We start from the raw sequence: 24,786 nt of genomic DNA on the forward strand, positions 1-24,786 counted from the left end.
TTATACATCGACGGAGGTATTTACATGTTCTGGATCTACTCAATTCTAATTCTCATTTCCGGTGGCAGTGGGATTGGTTTTATCATTCATGAAAAGTACACAGAAGCAATAATAGCTTTTGTTATTTGTGTACTATTTATCGGGTTGCTATATTTTTATCTTAAGCGAAACCCTAAAAAGAGAAATTTGGATTGTGGTGCTTTAGATTGTGCTGATTGTTCAGATTGTGATTGCAATGATTAAACTTCTACGTATTCATACTTCCGTGATAAGCAAAAAAGGCTTGTATATCGTTATGTATTACCTGAAATCTACGAGCGCTGCGCCGAGGAGATGACTAGATGGTTGAAATATCGAGATATTCATCTGATTTTTCATTCGAATTCTCTATTACCTAGCTCGAGTTTTCTAGAAAAGTAAGACCTGTAGTTAAGGAGTTTGCTAATAACTGTGAATTATTTTTCGAAATTTTTATAAGTATGAAAATTATTCTTCTATGTAGTTACTTTCTTGTGGTAAAATATTCTATATAAATATTAAAAGTGGAATGACTATGGGGAAAATTAAAGTTACTCCTGAACAGTTGCGTAAAGTTGCATTTTCTATTCGATCAACAATCACAAATGCAACTGCAATACAAGAGTGACTTAAGAAGGATATCGATATGTTTTCTAATCGTTCTTGTTTAATATTTTGCCAATGATGGATTTGAAAAATTAATTTCTGGGTTTTGTAAAATTCTTGCATCAGAACCAAAATTAGTTTAAAATTATATCATCCGTACGTATGGATAGTTAAAAAAAGGAGATGATTTTATGGCAGGAGCTATTACAGTCACACCCGAACAACTAAAATCTCAGGCGAAAATTTATCAAACTGCTTCTTCACAAATTGAAGACGCTATTCGTAAGGTGAATTCTATGAATTCACTGATTGCCCAAGAATGGCAAGGGGAAGCTTTTCGAGCTTACTTAGACCAATACAAACAGCTTGAAGGTAATGTGAAGCAAATGGAAAATTTACTACAAAGTATTCATATGCAGTTGACCAAATATGCAGATACTGTCGCAGATCGTGATCGTCAGGATGCAGGTTCATTTGGCTTAAGTTAATTTTTTAAAAGGGGTCAGTGCAACTCATTGTGCTGACACCTTTTTTAATTTATCTGAAAGGAAGAAATGTATTTTGATAAAAAAATATAAGAGTTATTTTCCATTACTTGTCATTATACTTGGTGGATTATTTCTTATTTTGACTTTCACTTATTTTGGTTTTAAAGATGATAATGTGTACCAGTCTACAAATCAAAAAGTATCCAAGATTCAATATGTTTTAGTGAATGAGGATAAAGGGGCTGTTTTTGAGGGAAGGAAGTATGAACTAGGTGCAGACTTTGTTACTCTGATTAATCAAGATTCCAAAAATAGTTGGCAGACGGTCAGTAGGAATATTGCTAATGCAGGAATTGAAAATGGTCAATTTGATGCAGAAATTATTATTCCTCAAGATTTCTCCGAACGTCTTTTGTCCCTTCAAAGTATAGCACCAGAACAGGCGACCATTAATTATCGTGTACGTAAAGGGCAAAATGAGATATCCAATCAAGCCGTTCAAACACAAGTAAATGATATTTTGAAAAATTTCAATCAACGAATTGTGCAGATGTATTTCTCAAGTATTGTAGGGAATTTGTCAGAAGCCCAACGAAATGTTAATAAAATTGTTGGAGTAGAAAATGATGCTAAGAAATATTTGATGACAAATATTCAAAATCCATTTAAGGAGTTGTCAGGAGGATTTGATACTTTATCAAATGTTTCGAGTATTCTTGATGGAGATAATAAAGATTTTCTCTCGGAACAACAAGCATTTGTTTCATCTGTAAAAACGTTAATGGATAGTAATAATAAGAGCTTAGAAGCAGGCAGTACCTCGACAAAAGAAGCCCAAAAATCAGCTAACGAAAATATCGCTAAAACAAATGAAAAGTTAAAAGAGTCCTTAAAGCAATTTGAGGATCAATTTAACTTACAGAAAACGCAATTTGAGAATCAATTTAACTCACAGAAAACGCAATTTGAGAATCAATTTAACTCACAGAAAACGCAATTTGAGAATCAATTTAACTTACAGAAAACGCAATTTGAGAATCAATTTAATTTGCAGAAAACGCAATTAGAAAAGCAACGGCAATCTGATTTACTGGGATATAAAGCAAAATATGATGGTTTGAACCAATCAGTGTTTAACCAACTAGGAAACTTTTATACACCGGCAACAGGTGAAGTGAATTCAGCTGGGGTTTATACGGAATTCTTGCTAAATGCCAAGTTATTTCAAGAAACACAAGCTGCTCGAATTGATGAAATAAAAGATGAAATTAAGCAATTGCAATCGCAAGTTGAAACTCTTAATGGTTTAAGAAAACAGATTGCACAAACGTATTATGGAAGTGCAGAAAAAAATCCGGATACAGCTTCTGAGGAGGATATTAAACAGGCGATTGTGAAACTAATGGCTGATTCAAAAGAAAATAAAGTTAATTTAGATAATCGTTATCGTCAAATGATAGAAGAAAGTTTACCACAAATTCCAGCAGACACTTTAGAAAAGCTTTTACAAAAGTTAATTGCTGAGAATATTATAACTGATTCTCAAACTAAAAAATTTCAAGATGAGCTAACTATAGTTCGGCGTTATGCGAAAAATTTTGAAAAAGAAATGGGAAAGGAAGGAAACTTTTCCTATCTAGAAGATAATGCTGAACATAACTCTATAATTCCTATAAATAGTAGGGAGGTCACTATATCTATTGATCCAACAAAAGATAATAGAATCTCTTTGAAGACAGACCATACGGAACAAGGAAGTTTAGGAATAAGGAATTTGACGGATCTTTTATCGGTGTTAAAAACAGAATTGGATCAAAAACTCAAATCATATGGTTACATTTCTGAGTGGAGTGAAGTTTCTAATCAGGAATTCAGTATTTCATTGAAAAAGAATCCCACAGAAACAGATCCAAAACCGGAAACAGATCCAAAACCGGAAACAGATCCGAAACCGGGAACAGATCCGAAACCGGAAACAGATCCGAAACCGGAAACAGATCCGAAACCGGAAACAGATCCGAAACCGGAAACAGATCCGAAACCGGAAACAGATCCGAAACCGGAAACAGATCCGAAACCAGAAACAGGATCAAAACCGGAAGCAGAATCGAAACCGAAACCGGAAGCAGAAAATGATTCTAATAGGCCAACCTCTGAAGAAAAGGATCTTCCGCCGTTACCTTCAAGTTTTAGCCTAACGTTTAAGGCGGATTTAGATTGGACTTTGGATGAAGAAATGAAGAAAAACTCTTTCGTTTCTATTGATTATTCATGGATTGTTAATGAGCAAACTCAAGTGAATTCCAGTTATGCAGAATATATAGATGTAAATAAGAGTTTAATATCTGACTTACCTGAGTTATTGAAACAATTTCAAATGCTTGATAGCACTGCACAGCAAATTGTTACCTTATTTGGTGATCCGGAAAATTCCATATCTATTGATAGCTATGCAGATATGATTAACAAAACTGAGAATCAAGAGAAGACTCTCGAAGAGTTGGCAAATTCCAACTCTGTTTATCGTATGTATAACAATATTACAGATGAACAAAAGAGAGATATTATTACAGATAAAATGTATGAAGAATTTAAGAATAAAGGAAATCAACTCTATACAGATATTGGAGACCAAATAAAAGATTTACAAGAAACAATTGGATCAACAACGGATGAAAATAATAATGAAACGAAAAATACATTATATGGAACTTTAAATCTAATGACTGAACCTCAGAAGTTTCTGAATGAAGCAGAAAAATTAAATAATTGGTTTGTGCAAGCCAATCAACAGATTAATGAAACGTATCAATTATGGAAAGAAAATGAAAAAATCCAAGAAGAATCTGTAAACGGTGCAGAGAATCAACATCCTGCAGAGAATCAACATCCTGCAGAGAATCAACATCCTGCAGAAAATCAACATCCTGCAGAAAATCAACATCCTGCAGAGAATCAACATCCTGCAGAGAATCAACATCCTGCAGAAAATCAACATCCTGTAGAGAATCTAAATTCTGCAGAGAACGATACAATATCAACTGCTTCAGCAACAGATAGCTTAGTAAAAGAAATGGAAGAGTTAGTTCAGAATTCAAAGAACTCGGCTGAAAGTATAGAAAAATCTGCAGCGAAAGCTCATGACATTTCTCCAAAAATTCAGGAGTTAAAAGAAACTACAGATAATGTTCAAAAAAATGCAGATACTGTTTTGAATAATTTAAATACTTCAGTCACTCAAATTCAAAAGAATACAAGTAAAAATGAAGAATACTCACAAGAGTTTAGCAAGGTACTTTCAAATACCAAACAAGGTGGAGCAGACAACTATAAAGTATTCAATTTTCTATCAGATCCACTTGTTACAAAAGGAAGTTTTGAAGCTGCTCGCCAAACTTCTATTATTCCTTACTATATGACGCTTGTTGGAGCTGTTCTTTCAGTTATTACCGGCATTTCCTTATGTCGTACGATTCAGCGTAGAAAAATTACGAGAGATATGGCTTTTATTACGCCTACAAGGGCATGGCTAAATGTTCCTAATGTTATGAAGATAACAGGTGTCAGTCTAATTATCTCACTATTCTTTGCTGGAATAACTACTTTTAGCATTTTGGGAGTGTTTAATATCTCTTGGTTTAGTTACACGTTCCTAAATATTTTAGGTGGCATTTTATTAATAACAGGGTTTTCTCGTCAGTTTAAAAATATAACACTATATGTTTGTGCTTCACTTTTAGGATTATATCTCATGTTAACACCATTATTAGGAATGAGTACTCGTCCGGGGAGTATTGTCAATTTATTGTATCGTTTTTCACCGCTTCAAAACATAGAAAATGGTTATACAGCACTAAGCAATGCTATTCATGTTGGATGGGAAAGTTACTTGTTATTGGTAATGATTATTGTTGTAGGAATTGGTACGAATTTCATTGCTTTTCCAGGTGTGAAAAAGTCAGAAGAAGCGAAATAAAAGTAATAGTTTATGTTGTTAGGAGAAAGGATGTACGAATTTGGAAAAAATGATAAAACCAAAATTTCTTGTGTTTTTTCTTCTAATTTCTTTTTGTGTGACAAGTCTTTTTACTAGTTTTAACAGACTAGCTTATGCTGAAGATGGAAGACTAACGATTCATAACAACGTGATTTATGAAAAAGAAAGTGATAAAAATAAAACTTCTGTTACAGGGATAGAAGATTTGTTTTTAAAAGACAAAAACACAAAAAATAAGGAACTTGAGAAAGAAAATATAAAGAGTATTTCAAATATAAAAGAAAAAATATTTTTTTACGATGAGAGTGTAGAAAAGAAACCACAGGATACAATTACTAAGCAATTGTTCTCTAAAGACTACAAAGCCTTTACTGAAAATGAAGCAACTGTGGAACATACCGATTATGAAATTCCGAGATGGATCTTCTTAATACTGTTAGGTATAGGTATGACTGGAATATTAATTGTAGGTTGGTTATTAGGTAAAAGATTTTCAAACCTATTTATACGGAAAAAGGAGTAAACAATGGCAGAAAGAACAATGATTAATATCGAACTTCATGTTAATGAGCAAATACTTGATTTAACAATACCTAATCAAGTTTCTTCTAATAGATTGAAAGAACTATTGGTTGATTCATTATCTTTAGTAAATATAGAATTGCCCACTCATTTTTCATTGGAAGTAAAAAATAAGCCAATTCATTTAGATGAAAATGTTATATTGGCGCAATATCCATTGGCGGATGGCGATCAATTAGCCGTAAAAGAAATTATTGGGAGTTTGGAGGAACACTAGAGTATGGGTGAAATGAGAAATAGTTTGATAGTGATTAAAGAGGAAACTGCATCTACTTTTATTAAAGTGCACTTAACAGCTGATCAATATTCTTTGTCGGGTGTAAAACAATTCCAGTTATTTTTAAATAAAGCACCACACTTTTTAACTGGAAAGATAGAAGTGGCGAATGAAGAACAGATCATTATCACTTATGAAAAAGATGAATTATCTTTTTCACTTGAACAATATGTGAAGAAGTTAGATGCATTTGATCGCCTTCTTTTAGCACAAAAAGTAAATTTCTTAAAAGAATATCTGAACCAACCAGTAACGCCATTTATCCATCCTAAAAATATCTTTATTTTTGGGGAAGAGTTGTTTATTGGTCATCGTGGCTTAATGAATACCGTTATTCCTTATCTTTTAGCAGAAGAAGTATATCTAAAACAATACAAGGCATTACTTCTTTATATTTTAAATCCAAAACTGGATTTTGAGAATCTGATTGATGGGGCCGGTGCAGTCCGAGATCCTTTTTCCGAAAAAATTCAACAATCTTCTTCGTTTGAAGAGATAGACAAGTTACTAATGGAAACAGTTGCGATTCAAAAGGAAAAAAGAAATGCGACAAGCATACTGGTAAAAAGTAGGGATTACACTGTTTTTAAGTGGGGAACAATTACTCTTGGTCTTGCAACATTAGGTCTTTCAATAGGTGTAGGGTTGTATTCATTAAATATTGTACCGCAGCAAAAACGAATTATAGATGCCGAATCAAAGTTTATTTCAAATAATTATTCAGATGCGCTAGAGTCTTTGAAGGAAGACAAACCAGAGAATCTTCCTAAAAGCGCACAATATGTGTTAGCAGTGAGCTCGATTCAACTAGATAGCTTGTCTAATGAGCAGAAACAATCTGTATTAGGGAATATCTCCCAAAAATCAAATGATAACACATTACTTTATTGGATCTATATAGGAAAAGGAAACTTTGAAAAGGCCTTAAATATTGCTAAAAATATTGGAGATAATCAGTATATTCTTCATGCCCTTACAAAAATTTATGATGTAACAAATGCGGATAACAAGATGAATGGTTCGAAGAAACAAGAGTTACTTTCGAAATATAAGGAAGAGATGGAAAAGTACATGAAGTTATTGGAGGGTAAGACGGATGATCAGAAATCTGAATAATAGATTATCTAGTGAAAGTGTACCGATTGATGATCAAATTGTAAATAAAGCGTCTGTACTCTATGATATTTTTTCATTTGGTCATATATTTTCGCGTCACGAACTAACAATGTCAAAGCCATCACTTAAGATTGGTAAACATGAAATTTCTTTTGATGGCACGCATTTGTTCATGGATCAAGATCCATGGACAGGTGATATGAAGGACGGAATTCTCGCGTTACCTCATGAAAAATTAGAAGTTTTAACTGCTATCAAGCCGAAAACAAATTTTGTGATTTCTTCTTCAAAGGGCTCAGGAATCACCATTCCGACTAAGGCTTTTGCCTTGGTCACATGTAATGAAAAGAATGAAACGTATCAGTTAAATCTGTTTTCAAATGGGGTATTCGTTTACTTTAATGGAAAGAAAGTAGATCGATTAGAAACAGTTTTATCTGTAGGGGATCAACTTGTTATTGATGGTGTGTTTATTGAATTGAGAGAAAAACAATTTAAGTTGTGTAAGATAACGAATGATTTTTCACTAAATTCTTGGAAGATGATTAACGAGCCATTTATTCCAGAATACCCAAAAAATTTCCCGGAATTTAGACGTAGTCCAAGAATTCATTTACGAGAACCTAAAGAAGAGATATCAATTCGACCTCCAAAGGCTGAGGAAACTGAGGGGAGAAGTGAATTATTGCGTACGATTGTTCCGCCATTGGCAATGGTTGTTTTAAGTGGTGTAGCGAGCGTATTAAGTAATGGGAACCCTATTATGATGTTAAGCATGGGGGGAGTGAGTTTACTCACGGCAGGGTTCTCTGTTTCAAGTTATATTACGAATAAGAAAGAAGTGAAACAAAAGAATCTTAAGCGAAGTGAGTATTATGAAAAGTATCTTATTCAAAAGGAAAAAGAATTGTCGTTACTCTCTCAAAAGCAATTTGAAGCTTTAACGTATAACTTCCCTGATATGGATTCATTGTCTTTGATGACAAAAGAATATAGTCCGCGAATTTATGAAAAAACTATGACCAATGCTGATTTTTTAAGTATTCGTTTAGGTCATGGAGGGATTCAAAGTAGTTATAAAGTCAGTTATCATTCAACAGAAGAAGAAGATGTTTTAAGTATATTTGCAGAAGAAAAAGTTGTTGGGCCACATCAAACGTTAAAAGATGCACCTATTGCCATCTCGATGTTAAATCAAACGTTAGGACTTGCAGGAACAAAAACAGTGCTACGAATAGCTGCACAGACATTATTATTTCAGCTTTCCGTTTTACATTCGTATAGAGATGTAGAATTTGTAGCATTAGTTCCAGAAGAAGATTATCAAGATTATTGGCATGCATGGCGTTGGTTGCCACATTTTCAAATACGGAGCTTAAATTTACGAGGAATTATTCATAATTCACAGACACGTGACATGGTTTTAAATTCGTTCTATCAGTTGTTAACAAAACGTCGGCAACAAGTCAAAGAGGCGGGCAATGAGAAAGTAACCTTTGCTCCGCATTATATGTTTACGATTTTAGACGAGAGCTGGCTCTCTGGACATGGATTAAATGAATTTTTAGCTGAAGATATGAGTCAATACGGTGTTACGGTCATTTGGGGGAAAGATGCGTTAAACATGTTGCCAGAGACAGCAACCACAGTTATTGATTATCAAAGTAACGAATCCGCGGTATTAATTAATAATAATAATGAGTACGTGAATCAACTTTTTGTTCCCAACCATTTACCCAAAAGTTATCCAATTGCGCAAGCGATACAACGCTTAGCTAATTTAGATCATGTTGAGGTAGAGAAAAATGCGATTCCAGAATCGATTGATTTTCTAGAATTATATGATGTGAAACATGTTAGAGAGTTACACATTGGTGCTCGTTGGGAAAAAGCAGACACTTCAAAGTCATTAGCTGTTCCTTTAGGTGTTCGAGGAAAAGATGACATTGTGTATTTGAATTTACACGAACGAGCACATGGCCCACATGGACTCGTGGCAGGTACAACAGGATCTGGTAAATCGGAAATTGTCCAAAGTTATATTTTATCTTTAGCAGTAAATTTTGCACCAGAAGATGTTGGCTTTTTACCGATTGATTTTAAGGGTGGAGGTATGGCGAATTTATTTAAGAATTTACCACATCTTTTAGGATCGATTACAAACTTAGATGGTGCAAGTTCTGCAAGGGCGTTACAAAGTATTCGAGCAGAATTGCAAAAGAGACAACGGAAATTTGGGGAATTTGGTGTTAATCATATTAATGGATATACCAAGTTGTACAAACAGGGAAAAGAAATTACTGATCCTGTAGAAAAGAAAAAATATCCATCAGAACCATTGCCGCATCTGTTCTTAATCAGCGATGAATTTGCGGAATTAAAAGCAAATGAGCCAGACTTTATGGCTGAGTTAGTATCAACTGCACGTATTGGTCGTTCGTTAGGAGTTCATTTGATTTTAGCTACTCAAAAGCCAAGTGGAGTAGTGGACGACCAAATTTGGTCAAATTCACGATTCAAATTAGCATTAAAAGTAGCCGATCCAAGTGATTCCAATGAAATTATTAAAACACCTGATGCCGCAACGATTACTCAACCAGGACGAGCGTATTTACAAGTCGGAAACAATGAAATTTATGAACTGTTCCAGTCTGCGTGGAGTGGGGCAACTTATAATCCAGATGCACAATATGAAGAAAAAGTAGACGAAAGAATTTGGCTCATTAATCAATTGGGCCAGCACGAATTATTAACTACAGATTTATCTCAAGATGATGAAGTGTCCCTGAAAAAAGAAGAAAAACAAACACAATTGGATGCGATTGTAGAAGCGATTGTGACTCATGCTGAAAAAACAAAGGCAGTTCTTCCTGAGAAACCTTGGTTACCTCCATTAAAAACAGAAATTGATAGTCCAAGGATGAATGTAGTAACGTCAGGGGATTCGAAAAGAAATCTTTCAGTTCCATTCGGTTTGATGGATATTCCATCAAGACAAGAACAAGTTAACTTTTTACTTAATTTAGAAGAGTTGAGTCACCTTGCCATCTATGGATCCCCAGGATTTGGGAAATCCACTGCGTTACAAACTCTTATAATGAATTTATCAAGAATGAATAACCCTGAGCAGGTCCAGTTTAACTTATTTGATTTTGGTACGAATGGTTTACTTCCAATAAAAGATTTACCGCATGTAGTGGATATTGTTCGGTTGGAGGAAGAAGAAAAACTTATGAAGTTCCTCAAACGAATTCGTAAAGAAATTCAAAGTCGAAAAGACGCATTTACAGAGTATGGTGTCGCAAGTCTGTCTCAATATGAAGAAAAATCAGGAAAGCAGTTGCCAGTGATTGTTACCGTTGTTGATGGTTTTGACGCAATTAAGGAGAGTCCTTTAGATGAAGCGATAGAATCTGTGTTAAATCAGCTTTTACGAGAAGGAGCAAGTTTGGGAATCTATGCAGTTATGACGGTTCTTCGTACGAACAGCTTCAGACTGAGTATGGCGAGTAATATTCCATCACATATTGGGTTATTCCTTGTGGAAGAAGGTGCAATTCGAGATGTTGTCGGACGTGATGCGTTGATTCCGCAAGAAATTGTTGGACGAGCGCAAATCAAACTAGATGAGCCACATGAAGTTCAAATTTATTTACCAACTCATGGGAAAAATGATATTGATCGATTGAATAATTTAGAGCAAGAGATTACACAGATGAATCAGCAATGGAAGGGCGCGCGTCCTACCAAGATTCCGATGTTATCTAAAACGATCTCTATACATAATTTTTATACAAATCCACAGGTACAAGAGATGTTAAATCAGCTACAACTACCACTTGCTCTAAGTAAAGAAACTACAAATGTCGTTGGTTTCGTACCAGAAAAACATGGTTATTTTGTGATTGGAGACGATACGCCACAGCAAACGGAATATATTGAGCGTATAATCGTTCAAAACTTTAAACATTTTGAAGGAAAAGCACAAAGAATTGTGTTTAATGGGAGCGAACGATTTGGCAGATTCACAGAAAGCTTCGATGTGATTGTGTCAGATATCGAGTATAGTACCTTTGTTAATGATCTAATGAGTGAAATTGAAGAAAGAGAGACACGTAGTGAGAATCAACCGATGTTTGTGTATATTCCAGATGCGCAAACATTTGGAGATAAAACGTTTATTTCGGATGAAACATTCAATAAATATTTAAAAAATGGTTCTAAAGTAGGTGTTTATTTCATATTCCACGGTAATCAAAAACAAATTGAGAACAGTTATGATGAATTTAATAAGCGATTACGAGCAAATATTCCAGCAGGGATGATTGGAACGCGTTTAGCTGACCAAGGATTTATAAATGTGAAATCTAGTTATAGTGAACCAACAGTGGAATTAGATGAGTCTCATTTCTTTGTTGGACGAAATGCAGGACGAGTGAAATTAGTTAGTGAGTAGGTCATTTTATCCCGCCTCAAAATTCAGAGAAAGCAAAGAAGTTAAGCAGGAGATAAACTGCCCGAAAAACCCCGATTGGTGAGGGGTGATAATCATTGGGGGATGGAGAAAACTCCCAATGATTAAAGTTTCACTTTATCTATGAGTGGTGTGTATGGCTGAGTATATAAATGCAAATTGAAAAACCGGCACAACCATTTTTGTAGTTGGAAGAGAGCATCCGGCTGGGTGTAGTAGCGGTCAGTGCCCTATTTAGCCCCATGCCAAGTGAGACCAAAACGAGAAGGTGAGCGCAGGTCATCATTTGGTTCTTCATAGCTACAAATGATAGGTTGGAAAATCAAAATGGATATATATAGTTACAAACAGAAAGGTAGTCTTGATAGGGAAATAGATTTTGAGGAGGGAAAAATGTAATGGCTCAAGTGGAAGATAAAGCCAAAGAAGCTGCACGAATAGCGGATATCCATGCACGTGTTGATCGATTTAAGGCAAGTTATGATAGTAAAATGGCTAGCCACAGGGCAAATGCCCAAAAGTTAGAGCGCTTAAAAGCCGCAAAGAAATCTTTACAGGGAGAACTTCATCATTTTGATTCTTATAAGAAAGAGTTTACCAATTTAAGCAAGAGTCTAACAACAAGCCAGTTTAAAGGAACACGTCGTGAGAAATTTGATACACAATTACAAGAAATTATGACAGCACTTGATGCAGATAAAGAGAAGCACAATGAAAAGCTAAATGCGATGAATAGTAAAATTGCTCTATTAGAAATGGATCAGTCTATAATAGGTGACGCGATTGCGAGCATTTCAGCAAGTATTAGCGGTTTGCATGCTATGTTATAGAAAAAGGAGAAAATACCAATGGGGAAAATAGGTATAGATACAGAGAAATTTAAAGGAGTAGTCACAGCAGCAGAGGGCGCAGTTCGTGGGATAGAGAAAGTGCCCTCACCGAACATCACCAAGAACAATCTATCTCGGTTGACGAGTTTTCAAAATTTAGTAGAGAAAGCCGGAACAACTTTAGAAACATTTAAAGAAGTATCTGCTGCTGATACAGGCAAAATGAAAGATGTCGCAAATAAAATTGCCGATGAAGATGCCAAGATGGCGAATGTAATCCAACAAAATACAGCGAGGTTCAAATAATATGGGTGAATACAACAAACGAGAACTTTTAGAAGTTGTTTTACAAAATGACAAAATATTAGATTTAGAGATTACTGACGAACTATTACAAATGGGTAACTTGCTGGGGAATCAGCCTTCCCTTTTTCGTGAGGTTTACAAGGCGTTTCGAAATCAAGAAGATGTCTTTGAAAACAAACCAAAAATCGGCGCGAAATTCTCAGTGATATTTGACTACGCGAATGAGACCATTCATTTTGAACGATTGGAAACGCTATTAGACATTCCATTTTCTCAATTTTTACGTTTGATGGGTTTGATTGATGCGTGTTATAGTGAAATTTTACCGCTGGGTACCGTTGTGGAATTAGACATAGACATGATGCCAGAAGTGATTCAAAACATGTTCAAGGATAGTAAAATCGGAGAACTCGTGATTTTAACAGGGCGCAAAGTACCGTTAAGAGAGGGATTTAACGATTATGTGGTAGATTATCTTGGTTACTTGTGGCCGTTTGGTGAAATGAGCAACACACCAGCGATTTATGTGTCCAATATGATGATTAAGCGAGTTGTTTCACTTGGGATGAAGAATGAATGGGAAGAACAATTTGCTTTTACTTTCTTACGAAGTATGCAAGTAGCAAATGGCAAGTTGTCCAGTGCCTTTTTACCACTAGATAAAGCACTTGCTTTCTATGAAGCTGTTCATACTTCACCAGAAAGAGAGGCGGATTAAATGGGCTTTCAAGTAGATTTAAAGGAATTCAATGAAATACTGGCAAAACTCCAAACAGACACCAGTAAAACCAATGATCAACTTGAACAAGCCAAAAACGCATTGAACGGCATTATCCAGGCCGATGCCATGCAGGGTGAAACAGGAAAAGCGATTGTCAACGATATCAATAATAACCAAAATACAGTTGTGGTTGGGTTGAAAGATACCAATGAATTACTCATTGCGGAAATGGCGAAAACTTTACAGGATTTTCAGTCAACAACGGGAGAAACTGATGGGAATGCGGTTATTCTGGAAGATGCGTTACTGCAAGCACAACACAAACTTTCCAGCCTCCAACCGAAGAAACATGAACTGGATAGTCGCATCTCTAATATTTACAACAGTGTGAACGATGTGATTTCACTGAGTATGCCGAAAAGCCAGTTCGATGAAAAACTGGTTGCAGCCAGCAAAGAACTAGAGGATACGATTCAAAAAGTACAGCAATTTGAAAGCAAAAAAGAAAAAAGCAAGGCGGAAGAAATTCTCGATGCCCTAAACCAACAAGTTCAAATCGCAGGAAAGATGGGCAGTTTATCTTATACTGATCCGAAACTGCAAGCTTTCTTTGCGCAAGATGCGTTGGCAAAAGGCATTCATGAAATGGATACACAACTTACGAAGGCGGAAAAAGAAGCAAAACTACAAGCTGAAAAAGAAATGAAGAAAAAACAAGAAGAATGGGCGAACAATCATCCATTGGAAGCTTGGCTTCAAAACTTTTCCGATCGTGCCGGTGAGAAATGGGATGTATTGAGGAAAGGTACAAAATGGGTAGGGGACAACATCCCTTTCCTGAAAGACCTTTCTGATAAAGCCTTGGTGTTAGAAGGTTTTATAGGCGCGGCGGGTTCCGCGATTAGTGGGATTGCCATAGGTGCGACGAAACTAGGTTTCCTACTCGCAGAGCTTGGTGAGTGGGGTTATAACTCGATCCGCGGCGTAGAAACAGAACAGTGGAAACTAGATGATATTTACGGAGCGGGTAATACAATAAAAAATCTTGGACAAGCCATCATCAGCTGGCAAGATTATCCTAAGTATGGTAAGGCACTACTTCATTCCGTAAAAGGTTATGTAGAAAAAGCCCTGACCGATCCTTATGCTCTTGGCGGCGCAATATTTGATATTGGTAGTTGTTTTGTCGGCGTCGGTGAAGTAACCGCCGCAGTGAAAGGAACAGCTGCATTAGGAAAATTCGCAGAGGGTACAAAAGTCTTTCAAGCAGCCGCGAAAAGCGGTAAAATAGGTAGTAAGTTGGAAGAAATAACGGCATTAGTGAATAAGTTGCCGGGTAGTATGAAGAATGTCGCGGAGAAGATTAAAAATATTGAGATCCCGGGTTTATTCCGTGAAACTGCAGCAGCTGGCGTTGGGAATCTAGGAGAAAGACAGACACTTGGAGAGTTGTTTTCTGTTGCTAAGAGTGAAACGAAGGGGCAAGCGCAAAATGCGAACCGGTTATCTGGGGAGAAACTTCCTGCAGAGGGGGCAGGTAAAGCTAGTTGGAAATTAGGAAAACCAATGAGTGAACTTACACATACAATTTCCCCTGATGCAAAAACACACCTAATTGCTGAAAATAAACCAATCAGTGGCAAAAAAGGAGTTTTAGGAACACATAATTCTGAGGAATTTTATAACAAACTAAAGTCTACGGGTAAAGATATCAACAATATGATAGATCCTAAGAATATTGTATATGATAAAGATTTTCCAGGATTACAGACTATAGAATACAAAATACCAAAAGGTGATGGGAAAGAAGGGTTCTTAGATGAATATAAGACCATAAAATCTCCTAAAACAGTTTATGATCCTTCAAAATATAGTAATGAAGAAATGTATCAGTGGGGCTTGGAAGCAATGACAAATGGATATTTAGATGGGTACTTGATTTGTGGTGAAGCATCAAACGGAATGAAGTTTATGGGGTATTTTAGGAATGGGGAAATTACAAACTTCCACCCAGTAACAAGTTTTGATTAAGATATATAGTTAGGAGAATGTTTATGAACGAGAAAAAGATTATGGATGATGAATGGAATAAGAATTTTATTAGAGGGATTTTTATTAATAAATCAAGAATAATAAAATGTATAAATGTAATTTTAACAAAAGAAGAAGTTATTTTTGATGATGTTTGTATGATAGCTACTTACGGTACCTATGATGATGGTGATTCTGAAAAGTGTGAGATGGATGAGGTTGTATTAAGCATGGAATTTCCCGGTTATCCAGAAGAGATATCATGTTTAAAATATAAAGAGTTTTTTAAATTAATAGAGTATGGCTTAGAAGAGAAGATTTCTAGATTTGAGGAGTCAGAAAAAGAAGAAATCTTAAAGGAACTTGAAAAAGCAAGGAGTTCAATTGGATAGTTTTTAGGGTTCTGGTGCAAAGATGAGAGAAAAGAAAATATAGCATATATATTTCTAGCAGAATGGTATGTTATGCTGTTAATCCAAATATTTGATGAATGAATTCTTTTTGATTTTGAACAGACTGATCCCGTAAATCAATCTGTTCTTTTTTCATCATATGCATGGCTTTTACTCCTGCAAGAATGGATGTAGCTGTACGAAAAGACTTGAATCCTAACATAGAACGTATACGTTTCTTAATAAAACGATGATCTTGTTCCACAATGTTATTCAAATATTTGAGTTGTCTCGTTTGGATGCCTACGGGCATCTTTTTTTCTTTCTTCAATTTTTCAATAGCAATTGGATAAGCTGGATTTTTATCAAATGTAATCACACGAGGTTTGGAAACATGAAGAGACCGCAAAGCTTTCTTGAAGAATCGCTTTGCAGCCTTATGATTTCTAGCTTTACTCAGATAAAGTGAAACTTTAATCAGTGGGGGTTTTCTTCATCCCCCACTGATTATTAGTTGAACCAATCGGGCTTTTACGAGCAGTTGATCTCCCACCTAACTTCTTTGCTGTCGCTGAATTTTGAGGTGGGAGTCTTACTGCTCGTTAATGCGGGATAAAAGTCAATCGTATTTCCTTCAGAATCAACGGCACGATATAAATACATCCATTGTCCCTTTACCTTTACATACGTTTCATCCACTCTCCATGAATCATTCGTTTGTTTGAGATGACGTCGGATTTTCTTGTCAAATTCCGGTCCATATTGATGGACCCAACGCAATGGTAGTATGAGCCAAGGATAATCCTCGTTCCTTCATCATTTCTACTAAATCACGAAAACTTAAGTTGTACCGTAGGTACCAACGTACAGTTAGCAAAATAATATCTGGCTGATAATGCGTCCATTTGAACAAATTTTCCTTTTCCATACCGATCACACACCTTTTGTAGAGTAATAGTATCAGTATGTCCAAGTTTAGGAGATTACTTGCAAGAACTTTAGAATTTTTGCACCAGAACCGAAATAACTTAGATGAATTTAAAAATAATTATAAAAAATCTGATGAATATTTAAATTTATCTAACTCAAAGAAAAAAATAATTAACCGGAAATTAGATAAACTAGGATGGGGTAATGTTGCAACAGCAGAAGTTGATATTTCAGGAATAAAAAAGATTTTAAAGCACATAGTCAAATACATTCTAGCGATTCATTGGGTTATGCAGATGATTTTTCAATTACTCCGTCAGAAAAGGATAGAGTTCTAACGAATTATGTGGACGATGTACACCCAAGGTATAATGACACAGAAGCTAAAATTTTAGAAGATATCGCTTCTAAAATAAAAGACCCCAATATAAAAGGAGAGATAAATTTATTCTCTGAACTAGATTGCTGTCAAAGTTGTACTAATTTAATATTTGAATTCAGGAGAAAATTTCCTAATATTAAGGTAAATGTTATTACAAATAACACGTTAAAATGACAAAAAGGGAGATTGGATATAAATGAGCAACTCAATAAATTATGAATATATAATTGAAGCAGTTCAATTAGACTTGGATGAATATGTAGATGAAGATGGTTTAACTGTTACTCAAGCCAGTGGAAAAATCATTGAGGAAGACTGGCAAAATATTAATACCAGTGATTTTATAAAGTATTCGTATCTTGTTAATCTTGTGTTAGAAGGAATAAAAAGAAAACAACTTCCAGATTTTTTATATGAAAAATTGTCTCATGCTGGAGAGGCTATTTCAAAAATAGAAAACAATGAATCAGAAGAATTAAAAAAAGATTTTAATATATATCAGGATAATTTAAAACAGAAATCGTTTAATGTTATTGAGACTAGTGCTAGTGATAAATCAAGAATTGATTATATTTTAAATCAAAAACAATAGTTTATTTCTCTAGATTCTGAGGGAAATATTCTCAAGGTGAAAGGGGCAATTCCGAAAGGGATATGTCCTTTTTGTATTATCTAGCCGTTTAGAGGGAAGCGTCTAGATAACATTGAACAGAGAAAAACATTTTAAGATATAAAAGAATTATGCAGACAAACCAGTATGAGTGGAAATACCATTAGAGGAAATCGAATATGAGATTGTAGGCTCTATCACAATTGCGGCTTCTTATCTTAGTGTTTTCTTAAATAATCCCGCATTCACGGACAAAATTCCCGTGCTGGATAACCTCGATAGATCCTTTAGAAAAGACCAAAAAGAAATGTTCAACACAGTGAAAGGTTATATAGAAAAAGCCATGATCGACCCTTATGCCCTTGGTGGTGCGGTATTTGATAGTGGCAGTTGTTTTGTCGGTGTTGGTGAAGTAAACGCCGCAGTGAAAGGATCAAAACTCGCAGAGGGTGCAAAAGTCTTTCAAGTAGCAGAGCAAAGCGGTAAAATAGTTGGTAAGTCGGAAGAAGTAGAAGCATTAATGAATAAGTTGCCGGGTAGTATGAAGAATGTCGTGGAGAAGATTAAAAGTATTGAGATCTCGGATTTATCCCTTAAACCTTCGTTAGCTGGTGTTGGGAGTGTAGGAGAAAGAAACGCACTTGGTGGAGAGTTATTTTCTGTTGCTAAGAGTGAAACTAAGGGTACGGGTAAAGTGGTCACGACGGATAGTCGCCCTGATTTTGTTGGTAAATTAAAAGGTGAGGAAGTCAAACTTCCTAATGTTAAAATAGAAAAGGTTACGTTTAATAAAAGAAATCCCAATGATACAGCACAATTGCGAAAGGATTTTAATAAAGTCAGGAAAGATTTGATGAAATCTATGGCTGATAATCCTGAAAAAATAAAAGAATTAAAAAAAGCTGGAATTTCAGATAATGATATTGAAGATATGATGGAATACGGACTAGTTCCTGATGGTTGGCAAGTCCATCATAAAATCCCTTTAGATCAAGGTGGTACTAATGATGTGGAAAACTTAGGTTTAATAAAAAACCACCCCTATCACAAGGTTATTACAAATGAGCAAAATTCATTAACAAAGGGTATGAAGCCTGGGGACAGTAAGATAGTGGATTTTCCTATTCCAGAAGAAGGCATTTATCCTCCTAATAAGGAATAAATAATAATATTTAGAAGGTGATTATATGTGGAGAGAGCAAGTTAGTCAGATTTCCAAAATAAGAGAGAAACGAAATCGAAGACTCAATTTACCTACCAATGAAAATGAGTTATCAAGATTTCGTAAATCTGTAGTAGAAAAATTTGGTGAAGATGTACTGCCACACCAATACTATGAATTTTTACAAACAGTTAATGGAATTGAATTTAATGGACTTAAAATTTATGGGATTGACCAAAATTTTTTGGATTCTAAGCCAATAAATCAGGTGGATAGTTTTTTTGATGCGAATGAAACATGGGAGTCAATTAAAGACGAAGATGAGCTAATTTTTTTTGGAGATTCAGATATAGCTTGGTATTGTTATAATGTTTCTAAAAAAAGTTTTGTTGAACTAGATAAGCCTTCAGGTGAGCATATGGAAACTTTTTGCGATTTTAATACTATGCTTGAATCTGCTTTCTCCGTAGCACTTAGTTAAATGTAAAATCCATAGAAAACTTTTGGCGGATGGAGAGGGTCGTGTAGCACACAGAACCTGATTAACGGCTAATTGTTTAAGGATATAATAGCATATGAATCTGGTTATTTATTATTGGAATTGGTAAAGAAAGAAATTGAAGATTATAAATCACTATTTCTGACCTTGATTGGCTCATGCCTTTCAAGGTTTTTTGATTCTTAAATAACTCGTTAATATTTGATTAAATATAGACACACTAGTCATGTATAAAAAGGGATGAGATAACAACAATGATTTGTTTGAGAATCGAAAGCTCATGATGGTAGTACCATCAAGGAGTTTTATTTTTATAATGGGCTATGAAGAAAAGTGTGAGAATTTGGCGAGATGACATTTTACTGGGCGATGAATATAAATACATGGAATGTATATGAAACTAACGAACTTGTACAAACTCGTAAGTTTTAACGTATTACTTGTCATGTCATATAAAGGGTTTCATACTGTTACTAGAAAAATTACAAAGTTATGCTACATAAAACCAGTTGAATTTAAAGCACTTAATTGTCGATTAAAGGCAACAAGTGCTTTTTTATTAGTAGGGGACCTATAGCTTCATAAACGTATTTTTTATAAATTAAGGAAAATACAAGTTGCTAGTATAATTAAAATAGTAAAAGCAGAAGACAACGTATCCGCCGCCTTTAAAGGTGTGGAAATATTATCATACGGGGCAGAACGAACTTCAGCGGAAAAGTTAAAAAGCCATGATATATAGTTGGTAAGTTGTAAGAAGTAACGGCATTCATGAATAAGTTGCCGAATAGTATGAAGAATGTCAGGGAGAAGATTAAAAATATTGAGGTCCCGAATTTATTCTCTGAACCTTTGTTAGCTGGCGTTGGGAATGGAGGAGGCGGAGGATTAAACTCTCTGAAAGATGCTTATCAGTTTATAAGGAGACTGGGGAGAAGATTTTTGGTACGGGTACGGGGGATACTGATCATCCTATTAGAACATATCGTGATGTTGTAGATCTTCAAAATATAGATCCAGTTTATATTGCATCTCAACGTACAGTCGTTGAGATGCCTTTTGGTGGGAAAGGAGAAAAGTACACTAATGCTGAAGGTTGGAGACGTGACTTAAAATACTTTTGGAGGGAACTACTTGATCGACATCCAGAAGCGTTTAGCCCGAATAATAGAAGGGAGGAATCCGCCCTGTTAATGATAAGGTGTTTAGGGAATAATTCTCTCAATATGACGTTAAAGGTGTTAGGGGAGATAAATTAGTTCATCATCATATTGGTGGAGGTGGACAAGCATTTCCTGTGCCTCAAAAACTACACCCTGGCTCCGGTGGAATTCATAATATAGAAAAAGAAGCAGGAATATGGGGTAAAGATAAAGTTTATTCAGAGTTACTACAGAAACTTATTAAGGAGTGATTTCTAATATGAAAGAGGTTATAAAAGATTATTTTGAAAAATTTCTAGATAAATGGATGGAATACAACAATTCATTACCGCAAATAGCATGGAATGAAGATGTAGATGGATTTATATATACAGGTAAAGAAGATGAATATGGATATATTTCTTGGAAACCAATAGAGAAGGGAGTGGAATTTGACTTCGATGAAATTGAAAGTCAATATAACGTTCAGTTACATGATTCGGTGAAGCAGTATTTCAATTCGTATTGGTTTTTAGAATTAACGGGATGGATTTCTTCTTATAATATTAATTTGCACCCCGTTATCCCGGGAATTGAACCAGATTATTTTATTTCACTTGTTAAAGACTACGCAGAATCTAAAGGTGCTATCTTTAAATATATACCAATTGGTTATGAAGCAAATGGGATGTTAATAGTGCTAGACAACAATACAGGTGAGATTTTTGTTGAGGATTTTGAATTAAATGAGTATAAACAAATAACTAATAGTTTAGAAAACTTCATTTTACAATTGAAATTTAAGGATGAAGAATAGAGATGCAATAAGCGAGAAGATGATGTGTAAAAAACTTGATTGGGGTTTGTCTTGCAAGATTTTTCTGTGGAGTTTTAAGCAGGAAAAACTCTGTTAAAGAGGTGAGACAATTTTAAAATCATTTATAGGCTACATATCTTATAAATGAGTAAAGTAGAATGGAAATTTGCTGATGAAGCTGTAAGTGATTGGTGTGTAAAAAATGGTAATGGAATAGGTATCAAATTTTTAAGTGATTATATAAAATGTGTAGCTGTAAATAATAGTATTAATGTTGAACTAGAATTATTTAATGTGAATAATCGTGAAAATTTTTTGGAGCCTTATTATCTTTTGCTGAAAATAGTGACGAATATATAGTTGATGTATGTAATGACTTTAGCGATACATGCTTAAAAAATTAATTTCATTTGGGTTTGCTCCTTCAGGGAATTTAATTTGCTTTGATTATAAAAATCATGAAGAAGATCCGATTGTCGTCTTTTGGGAACATGAAGATGCATAGGAAAAAGAAGCGCTAATGTAAAGTGAAGGGATTACAGCAGAAGAAGCAGCAAGAGAAAATGTATTTTACGTGGCAAGTAATTTCACTGAGCTTTTAAACAAATTGTATGATTAATAGATAGTTGAAATAAAAAGGGTTGTCCCATAAGCCGGTTTTACTTGCTTATGAGATGGCCCTTTTTGTTTTAGAAGAAAATTATTTGTTTAACTGATATTTTAAATAAAAGATTCATATAAGCAAGCTGATAGCTAGTTTATTTAAAACTGGTCAGCTTAAAGATAGAAAACTTGGAAATGACAAGATGTATTAGCTTGGTAAAAGAATGCCGCAAAACATAGATAATATGACAGCCAAAACCAAGAGATTTGAAATCAATGAACATGGTGTAATAACAATTAAGCAAGGTGGTACATATTTCCATGTCTGGGTTGATAAGCATCATATAGAGAGTAAAAAGATTATAGATGATAAGATAAAGAGTGTAGAGGCTTCGTTTGCTAAGGGTACGGGAGAAGTTGCTAAGTTTGTTATAGAGAAAAAGGAATGGCTTGAGAGTCTAAAAAACATAGAAAAAATTATTTTAATAATAATTCTAACAAATATGAGTTGAGACCTGTTGTTAAAAAGGAACATCCAGATATAGATGGAATTTTTTGATATAGAATACAAAGTAAAATGCGAAAAAATGAATTATACAGGGGGAAATTGGACAGGTGAATACAAAGTAATACCTAATGGAGATAAAGTGTATAAAAAGACGGTGTATAATCCAAAAATTATTTCAAATGATGAAATAATAACTTTAAGCAAAAAGGCTATGGAAGAAGGTTTAAATAATAAAAGAGAGATTCCATTATTAAAACAAAAAATGATGAAAATACAAGGACAAACAGACTATAATGGAAAAAATTTAAAATTTGAAGGTATTATGAATTCAGAAACTGGAGAGATAGAGAATGCTTATCCAGTATTAGATTGGGTGGATTAATATGAGCGTATATGAGGAATTTATTGAAATAATGAAACAGAGCAATTTGAATAAAGAGGCAGTTATTGATGTTTTGAATATATATGTAAATGGACGTAACTTTCTACAACACCTAGAAGATTTTAAAAGTAAAGCTGGAGAGTGTCGGGAATATAATGGAGTAATTTATTCAGATGAATATGAACAAGATGATGAGGAGTATTTTGGACAAAATAAAGTTTTATTTTATTCTGGCGATGGTGATGATGACTACGATATTGTGAATTATGATGAATTGTACCAGTATTTAAGTGCTGCATGTGAATTTTATATAGGAAAAAATCCTGAAAAGAAAGCGATTGCTGAAGAGTTGTTGATGAAAATTAAAGAGAAATATAATATTAAATAAGTAATAGTAAAAGCACTTCTGAATAAATGAAGTGAACTCAAAAAGCGAGACACATATTTTAAGCAGCTAATGAGGAATGCGTTCTGTATTGTACAGGGCTCATTCCTTTTAATTTTGTTTTAATTCGGTCATGCTTATAGTAGTGAATACATTTTTCTAATTTAAAGTGTTCTATATTTTCGAACTTTTGTAAGTAAAGTAGTTCAGACTTTAATAAGCTAAATAAATTTTCGATGACTGCGTTATCTAAACAATTCCTCTTACTCAAAAAGTAATAGCTGATAAAAAATCTGGCTTTATCTTAATGTCTCCTGATAATATAAAAAAGCTTCGGCATATGTTAGACCAGAGCGATAAAACGCCTAACAAAGAAAAGTATGCTAGATATTCTAGAACGTTGGGAAAAAGGAGATTTCTCTCAAGCAGTCGGGGAACATAATTATATATGGGAGCGAGAGGGTGGTGAAAATGTTGGGGAAATTGGTGGAGAAGCGATAAGATTAGCTACTCAGAAAGAAGAAAAACATATGCCTGAAGGTATACAACTAAGGCAAGTTCAATATCTCAATAATATAGTGGAACAAGACCACCGGTTTATTAAAAGACGAGTTCGTTCTATGTTAGGGTTAAAGTCATTTAAAACAGCAATCTCTATATTAAGTGGTGTTGAAGCCATGCATATGCTGAAAAAAGGACAACTGCACCGACAGGTGAAGTCTGCCCAAAATGAAGTTAGATTCATACATAAATTGTTTGGAATTGCATCATAAACTGTCACTGAACAGCTCATGTAGATTCTATGTCTCAATCAAATGGTTTTTGCACCAGAACCGAAAATGTTAATACAAAGATTAACAACATACTAAAGATCTTTTTTATATGTCGTGTCTCCCTTGCTATACCTATTAATTTTGAAATCTATTCATTTCTTCCTCTTTTGCGGAAAAATAAAACTAATGTTGCGGCCATTAATATAGTGTCAATTAGATAAAATAGTTAGCACTATACCGCCAGTATTTGAAATATTCCATTCATTTTTTGTGTTTTCTACTTTTATTTTTTGTACTGATGATGAAACCTCTACCTCAATTGGATTTCTAAATAACATATATCCATTTGGTGCTTGAATTTCTTTCACTGTGTACTTCCGAAGCATAGTGGTTCAGAAGTAGCCTCACCATTTTCATCTGTTGTTAGTTACCCAACCTCTTTACCATCTTGGGCTAAAATTTGGAACACAGCATTTTTCAGTTTTACATTTGAATCAGCAGCATCCACTTTCTCAATCTTAATTTGTCCAAGCGATTGAACTGGAATTTTGGCTGTTGGTTCTTGCGGTGGTACATTATCTCCTGTGACTTTCGCTGTATTTTGAATCTCTTTTCCAGCTCGGCCCTCTTTGATTTTTGCATGGAATACCACTGTATGCCACTCTGTATTTGTCACATCTCCAAATTTTCCGTTTACAAACATAATGCTGTTTTTATATTAGGACCGAATACATGAATGAAAAACAAAGTATATG

Annotated in this window: 24 protein-coding genes and 5 pseudogenes; 25 read left to right on the forward strand and 4 right to left on the reverse strand. The window is 34.6% G+C overall.

Annotation, left to right across the window (positions count from 1 at the left end):
• Positions 1-24 precede the first annotated feature (24 nt).
• The 13 genes and pseudogenes from ACX5JI_RS09535 to ACX5JI_RS09595 all read left to right on the forward strand — a co-directional run bounded on the left by ACX5JI_RS09535 (position 25) and on the right by ACX5JI_RS09595 (position 15,838).
• A complete protein-coding gene (locus ACX5JI_RS09535; RefSeq protein WP_459500835.1) occupies positions 25-243 on the forward strand; it encodes a hypothetical protein in 219 nt (72 codons plus the stop codon).
• 310 nt (positions 244-553) lie between these two features.
• Positions 554-643, forward strand: a pseudogene (locus ACX5JI_RS09540) (WXG100 family type VII secretion target); the annotation flags it as partial.
• Positions 644-815: 172 nt separating this feature from the next.
• A complete protein-coding gene (locus ACX5JI_RS09545) occupies positions 816-1,112 on the forward strand; it encodes a WXG100 family type VII secretion target (protein ID WP_459500836.1) in 297 nt (98 codons plus the stop codon).
• Positions 1,113-1,185: 73 nt separating this feature from the next.
• On the forward strand, positions 1,186-5,088 hold the full coding sequence (gene esaA / locus ACX5JI_RS09550; RefSeq protein ID WP_459500837.1) for a type VII secretion protein EsaA: 3,903 nt from the start codon (positions 1,186-1,188) through the stop codon (positions 5,086-5,088).
• 49 nt (positions 5,089-5,137) lie between these two features.
• Positions 5,138-5,632 (forward strand): type VII secretion protein EssA, encoded by a 495-nt coding sequence (essA, locus tag ACX5JI_RS09555; RefSeq protein WP_459501064.1) that lies wholly within the window; start codon positions 5,138-5,140, stop codon positions 5,630-5,632.
• Positions 5,633-5,635: 3 nt separating this feature from the next.
• On the forward strand, positions 5,636-5,908 hold the full coding sequence (locus ACX5JI_RS09560) for an EsaB/YukD family protein (RefSeq protein WP_459500838.1): 273 nt from the start codon (positions 5,636-5,638) through the stop codon (positions 5,906-5,908).
• A 3-nt stretch (positions 5,909-5,911) separates the two neighbouring features.
• Positions 5,912-7,084: a type VII secretion protein EssB gene (essB, locus tag ACX5JI_RS09565; protein ID WP_459500839.1), complete on the forward strand. Its 1,173-nt coding sequence runs from the start codon at positions 5,912-5,914 to the stop codon at positions 7,082-7,084.
• On the forward strand, positions 7,065-11,540 hold the full coding sequence (gene essC, locus ACX5JI_RS09570) for a type VII secretion protein EssC (RefSeq protein ID WP_459500840.1): 4,476 nt from the start codon (positions 7,065-7,067) through the stop codon (positions 11,538-11,540). The genes essB and essC overlap by 20 nt, the downstream gene beginning before the upstream one ends.
• A gap of 416 nt (positions 11,541-11,956) precedes the next feature.
• Entirely contained in the window at positions 11,957-12,388 is a 432-nt protein-coding gene (locus ACX5JI_RS09575) for a DUF5082 domain-containing protein (RefSeq protein ID WP_459500841.1), read from the forward strand.
• Positions 12,389-12,406: 18 nt separating this feature from the next.
• Positions 12,407-12,694, forward strand: coding sequence for a TIGR04197 family type VII secretion effector (locus tag ACX5JI_RS09580; protein ID WP_459500842.1), 288 nt, complete (start codon positions 12,407-12,409; stop codon positions 12,692-12,694).
• Between the two features lies 1 nt (position 12,695).
• Entirely contained in the window at positions 12,696-13,412 is a 717-nt protein-coding gene (locus tag ACX5JI_RS09585) for a DUF4176 domain-containing protein (protein ID WP_459500843.1), read from the forward strand.
• Positions 13,413-15,446: a T7SS effector LXG polymorphic toxin gene (locus tag ACX5JI_RS09590; protein ID WP_459500844.1), complete on the forward strand. Its 2,034-nt coding sequence runs from the start codon at positions 13,413-13,415 to the stop codon at positions 15,444-15,446.
• A gap of 23 nt (positions 15,447-15,469) precedes the next feature.
• Complete coding sequence (locus ACX5JI_RS09595) at positions 15,470-15,838, forward strand: hypothetical protein (RefSeq protein ID WP_459500845.1); 369 nt, start codon at positions 15,470-15,472, stop codon at positions 15,836-15,838.
• Positions 15,839-15,908: 70 nt separating this feature from the next.
• Here ACX5JI_RS09595 and ACX5JI_RS09600 read toward each other — a convergent pair.
• Positions 15,909-16,766: pseudogene (locus tag ACX5JI_RS09600) on the reverse strand (IS6 family transposase).
• A gap of 348 nt (positions 16,767-17,114) precedes the next feature.
• Here ACX5JI_RS09600 and ACX5JI_RS09605 point away from each other — a divergent pair.
• The 11 genes and pseudogenes from ACX5JI_RS09605 (at position 17,115) to cdiI (ending at position 23,261) form a co-directional block, all read left to right on the forward strand.
• Entirely contained in the window at positions 17,115-17,324 is a 210-nt protein-coding gene (locus ACX5JI_RS09605) for a deaminase domain-containing protein (RefSeq protein WP_459501065.1), read from the forward strand.
• Positions 17,325-17,346: 22 nt separating this feature from the next.
• Entirely contained in the window at positions 17,347-17,742 is a 396-nt protein-coding gene (locus ACX5JI_RS09610) for a hypothetical protein (RefSeq protein WP_459500846.1), read from the forward strand.
• 328 nt (positions 17,743-18,070) lie between these two features.
• Positions 18,071-18,922: pseudogene (locus ACX5JI_RS09615) on the forward strand (HNH endonuclease signature motif containing protein); the annotation flags it as partial.
• Between the two features lie 25 nt (positions 18,923-18,947).
• Positions 18,948-19,403 carry a YrhA family protein gene (locus tag ACX5JI_RS09620; protein ID WP_459500847.1) on the forward strand — a complete coding sequence of 152 codons (456 nt, stop codon included), beginning with the start codon at positions 18,948-18,950 and terminating at the stop codon, positions 19,401-19,403.
• Between the two features lie 1,070 nt (positions 19,404-20,473).
• On the forward strand, positions 20,474-20,680 hold the full coding sequence (locus ACX5JI_RS09625) for a hypothetical protein (RefSeq protein WP_459500848.1): 207 nt from the start codon (positions 20,474-20,476) through the stop codon (positions 20,678-20,680).
• A gap of 11 nt (positions 20,681-20,691) precedes the next feature.
• Entirely contained in the window at positions 20,692-20,835 is a 144-nt protein-coding gene (locus ACX5JI_RS09630; RefSeq protein ID WP_459501066.1) for a hypothetical protein, read from the forward strand.
• A gap of 8 nt (positions 20,836-20,843) precedes the next feature.
• Positions 20,844-21,380, forward strand: a complete 537-nt coding sequence (locus ACX5JI_RS09635; RefSeq protein ID WP_459500849.1) for a SecY-interacting protein Syd — start codon at positions 20,844-20,846, stop codon at positions 21,378-21,380.
• 144 nt (positions 21,381-21,524) lie between these two features.
• Positions 21,525-21,999: pseudogene (locus ACX5JI_RS09640) on the forward strand (SMI1/KNR4 family protein).
• A 208-nt stretch (positions 22,000-22,207) separates the two neighbouring features.
• The gene (locus ACX5JI_RS09645) at positions 22,208-22,495 is read left to right on the forward strand and encodes a hypothetical protein (protein WP_459500850.1); all 288 of its coding nucleotides are present in this window, start codon (positions 22,208-22,210) and stop codon (positions 22,493-22,495) included.
• Positions 22,496-22,528: 33 nt separating this feature from the next.
• Positions 22,529-22,873 carry a hypothetical protein gene (locus ACX5JI_RS09650; protein ID WP_459500851.1) on the forward strand — a complete coding sequence of 115 codons (345 nt, stop codon included), beginning with the start codon at positions 22,529-22,531 and terminating at the stop codon, positions 22,871-22,873.
• A gap of 1 nt (position 22,874) precedes the next feature.
• On the forward strand, positions 22,875-23,261 hold the full coding sequence (gene cdiI, locus ACX5JI_RS09655; RefSeq protein ID WP_459500852.1) for a ribonuclease toxin immunity protein CdiI: 387 nt from the start codon (positions 22,875-22,877) through the stop codon (positions 23,259-23,261).
• A 58-nt stretch (positions 23,262-23,319) separates the two neighbouring features.
• Here cdiI and ACX5JI_RS09660 read toward each other — a convergent pair.
• A pseudogene (locus tag ACX5JI_RS09660) lies at positions 23,320-23,523 on the reverse strand (IS3 family transposase); the annotation flags it as partial.
• Positions 23,524-23,638: 115 nt separating this feature from the next.
• On the opposite strand from ACX5JI_RS09660, the gene ACX5JI_RS09665 reads away from it, so the two are divergent.
• Positions 23,639-24,031 carry a DUF6241 domain-containing protein gene (locus ACX5JI_RS09665; RefSeq protein ID WP_459500853.1) on the forward strand — a complete coding sequence of 131 codons (393 nt, stop codon included), beginning with the start codon at positions 23,639-23,641 and terminating at the stop codon, positions 24,029-24,031.
• Between the two features lie 209 nt (positions 24,032-24,240).
• On the opposite strand, the gene ACX5JI_RS09670 is transcribed toward ACX5JI_RS09665, so the two are convergent.
• Both ACX5JI_RS09670 and ACX5JI_RS09675 read right to left on the reverse strand, forming a co-directional pair.
• Entirely contained in the window at positions 24,241-24,399 is a 159-nt protein-coding gene (locus ACX5JI_RS09670) for a SpaA isopeptide-forming pilin-related protein (protein WP_459500854.1), read from the reverse strand.
• A gap of 59 nt (positions 24,400-24,458) precedes the next feature.
• Positions 24,459-24,707 carry a hypothetical protein gene (locus tag ACX5JI_RS09675; protein ID WP_459501077.1) on the reverse strand — a complete coding sequence of 83 codons (249 nt, stop codon included), beginning with the start codon at positions 24,705-24,707 and terminating at the stop codon, positions 24,459-24,461.
• Positions 24,708-24,786 lie beyond the last annotated feature (79 nt).

This window comes from Bacillus sp. C1, from assembly GCF_054570475.1.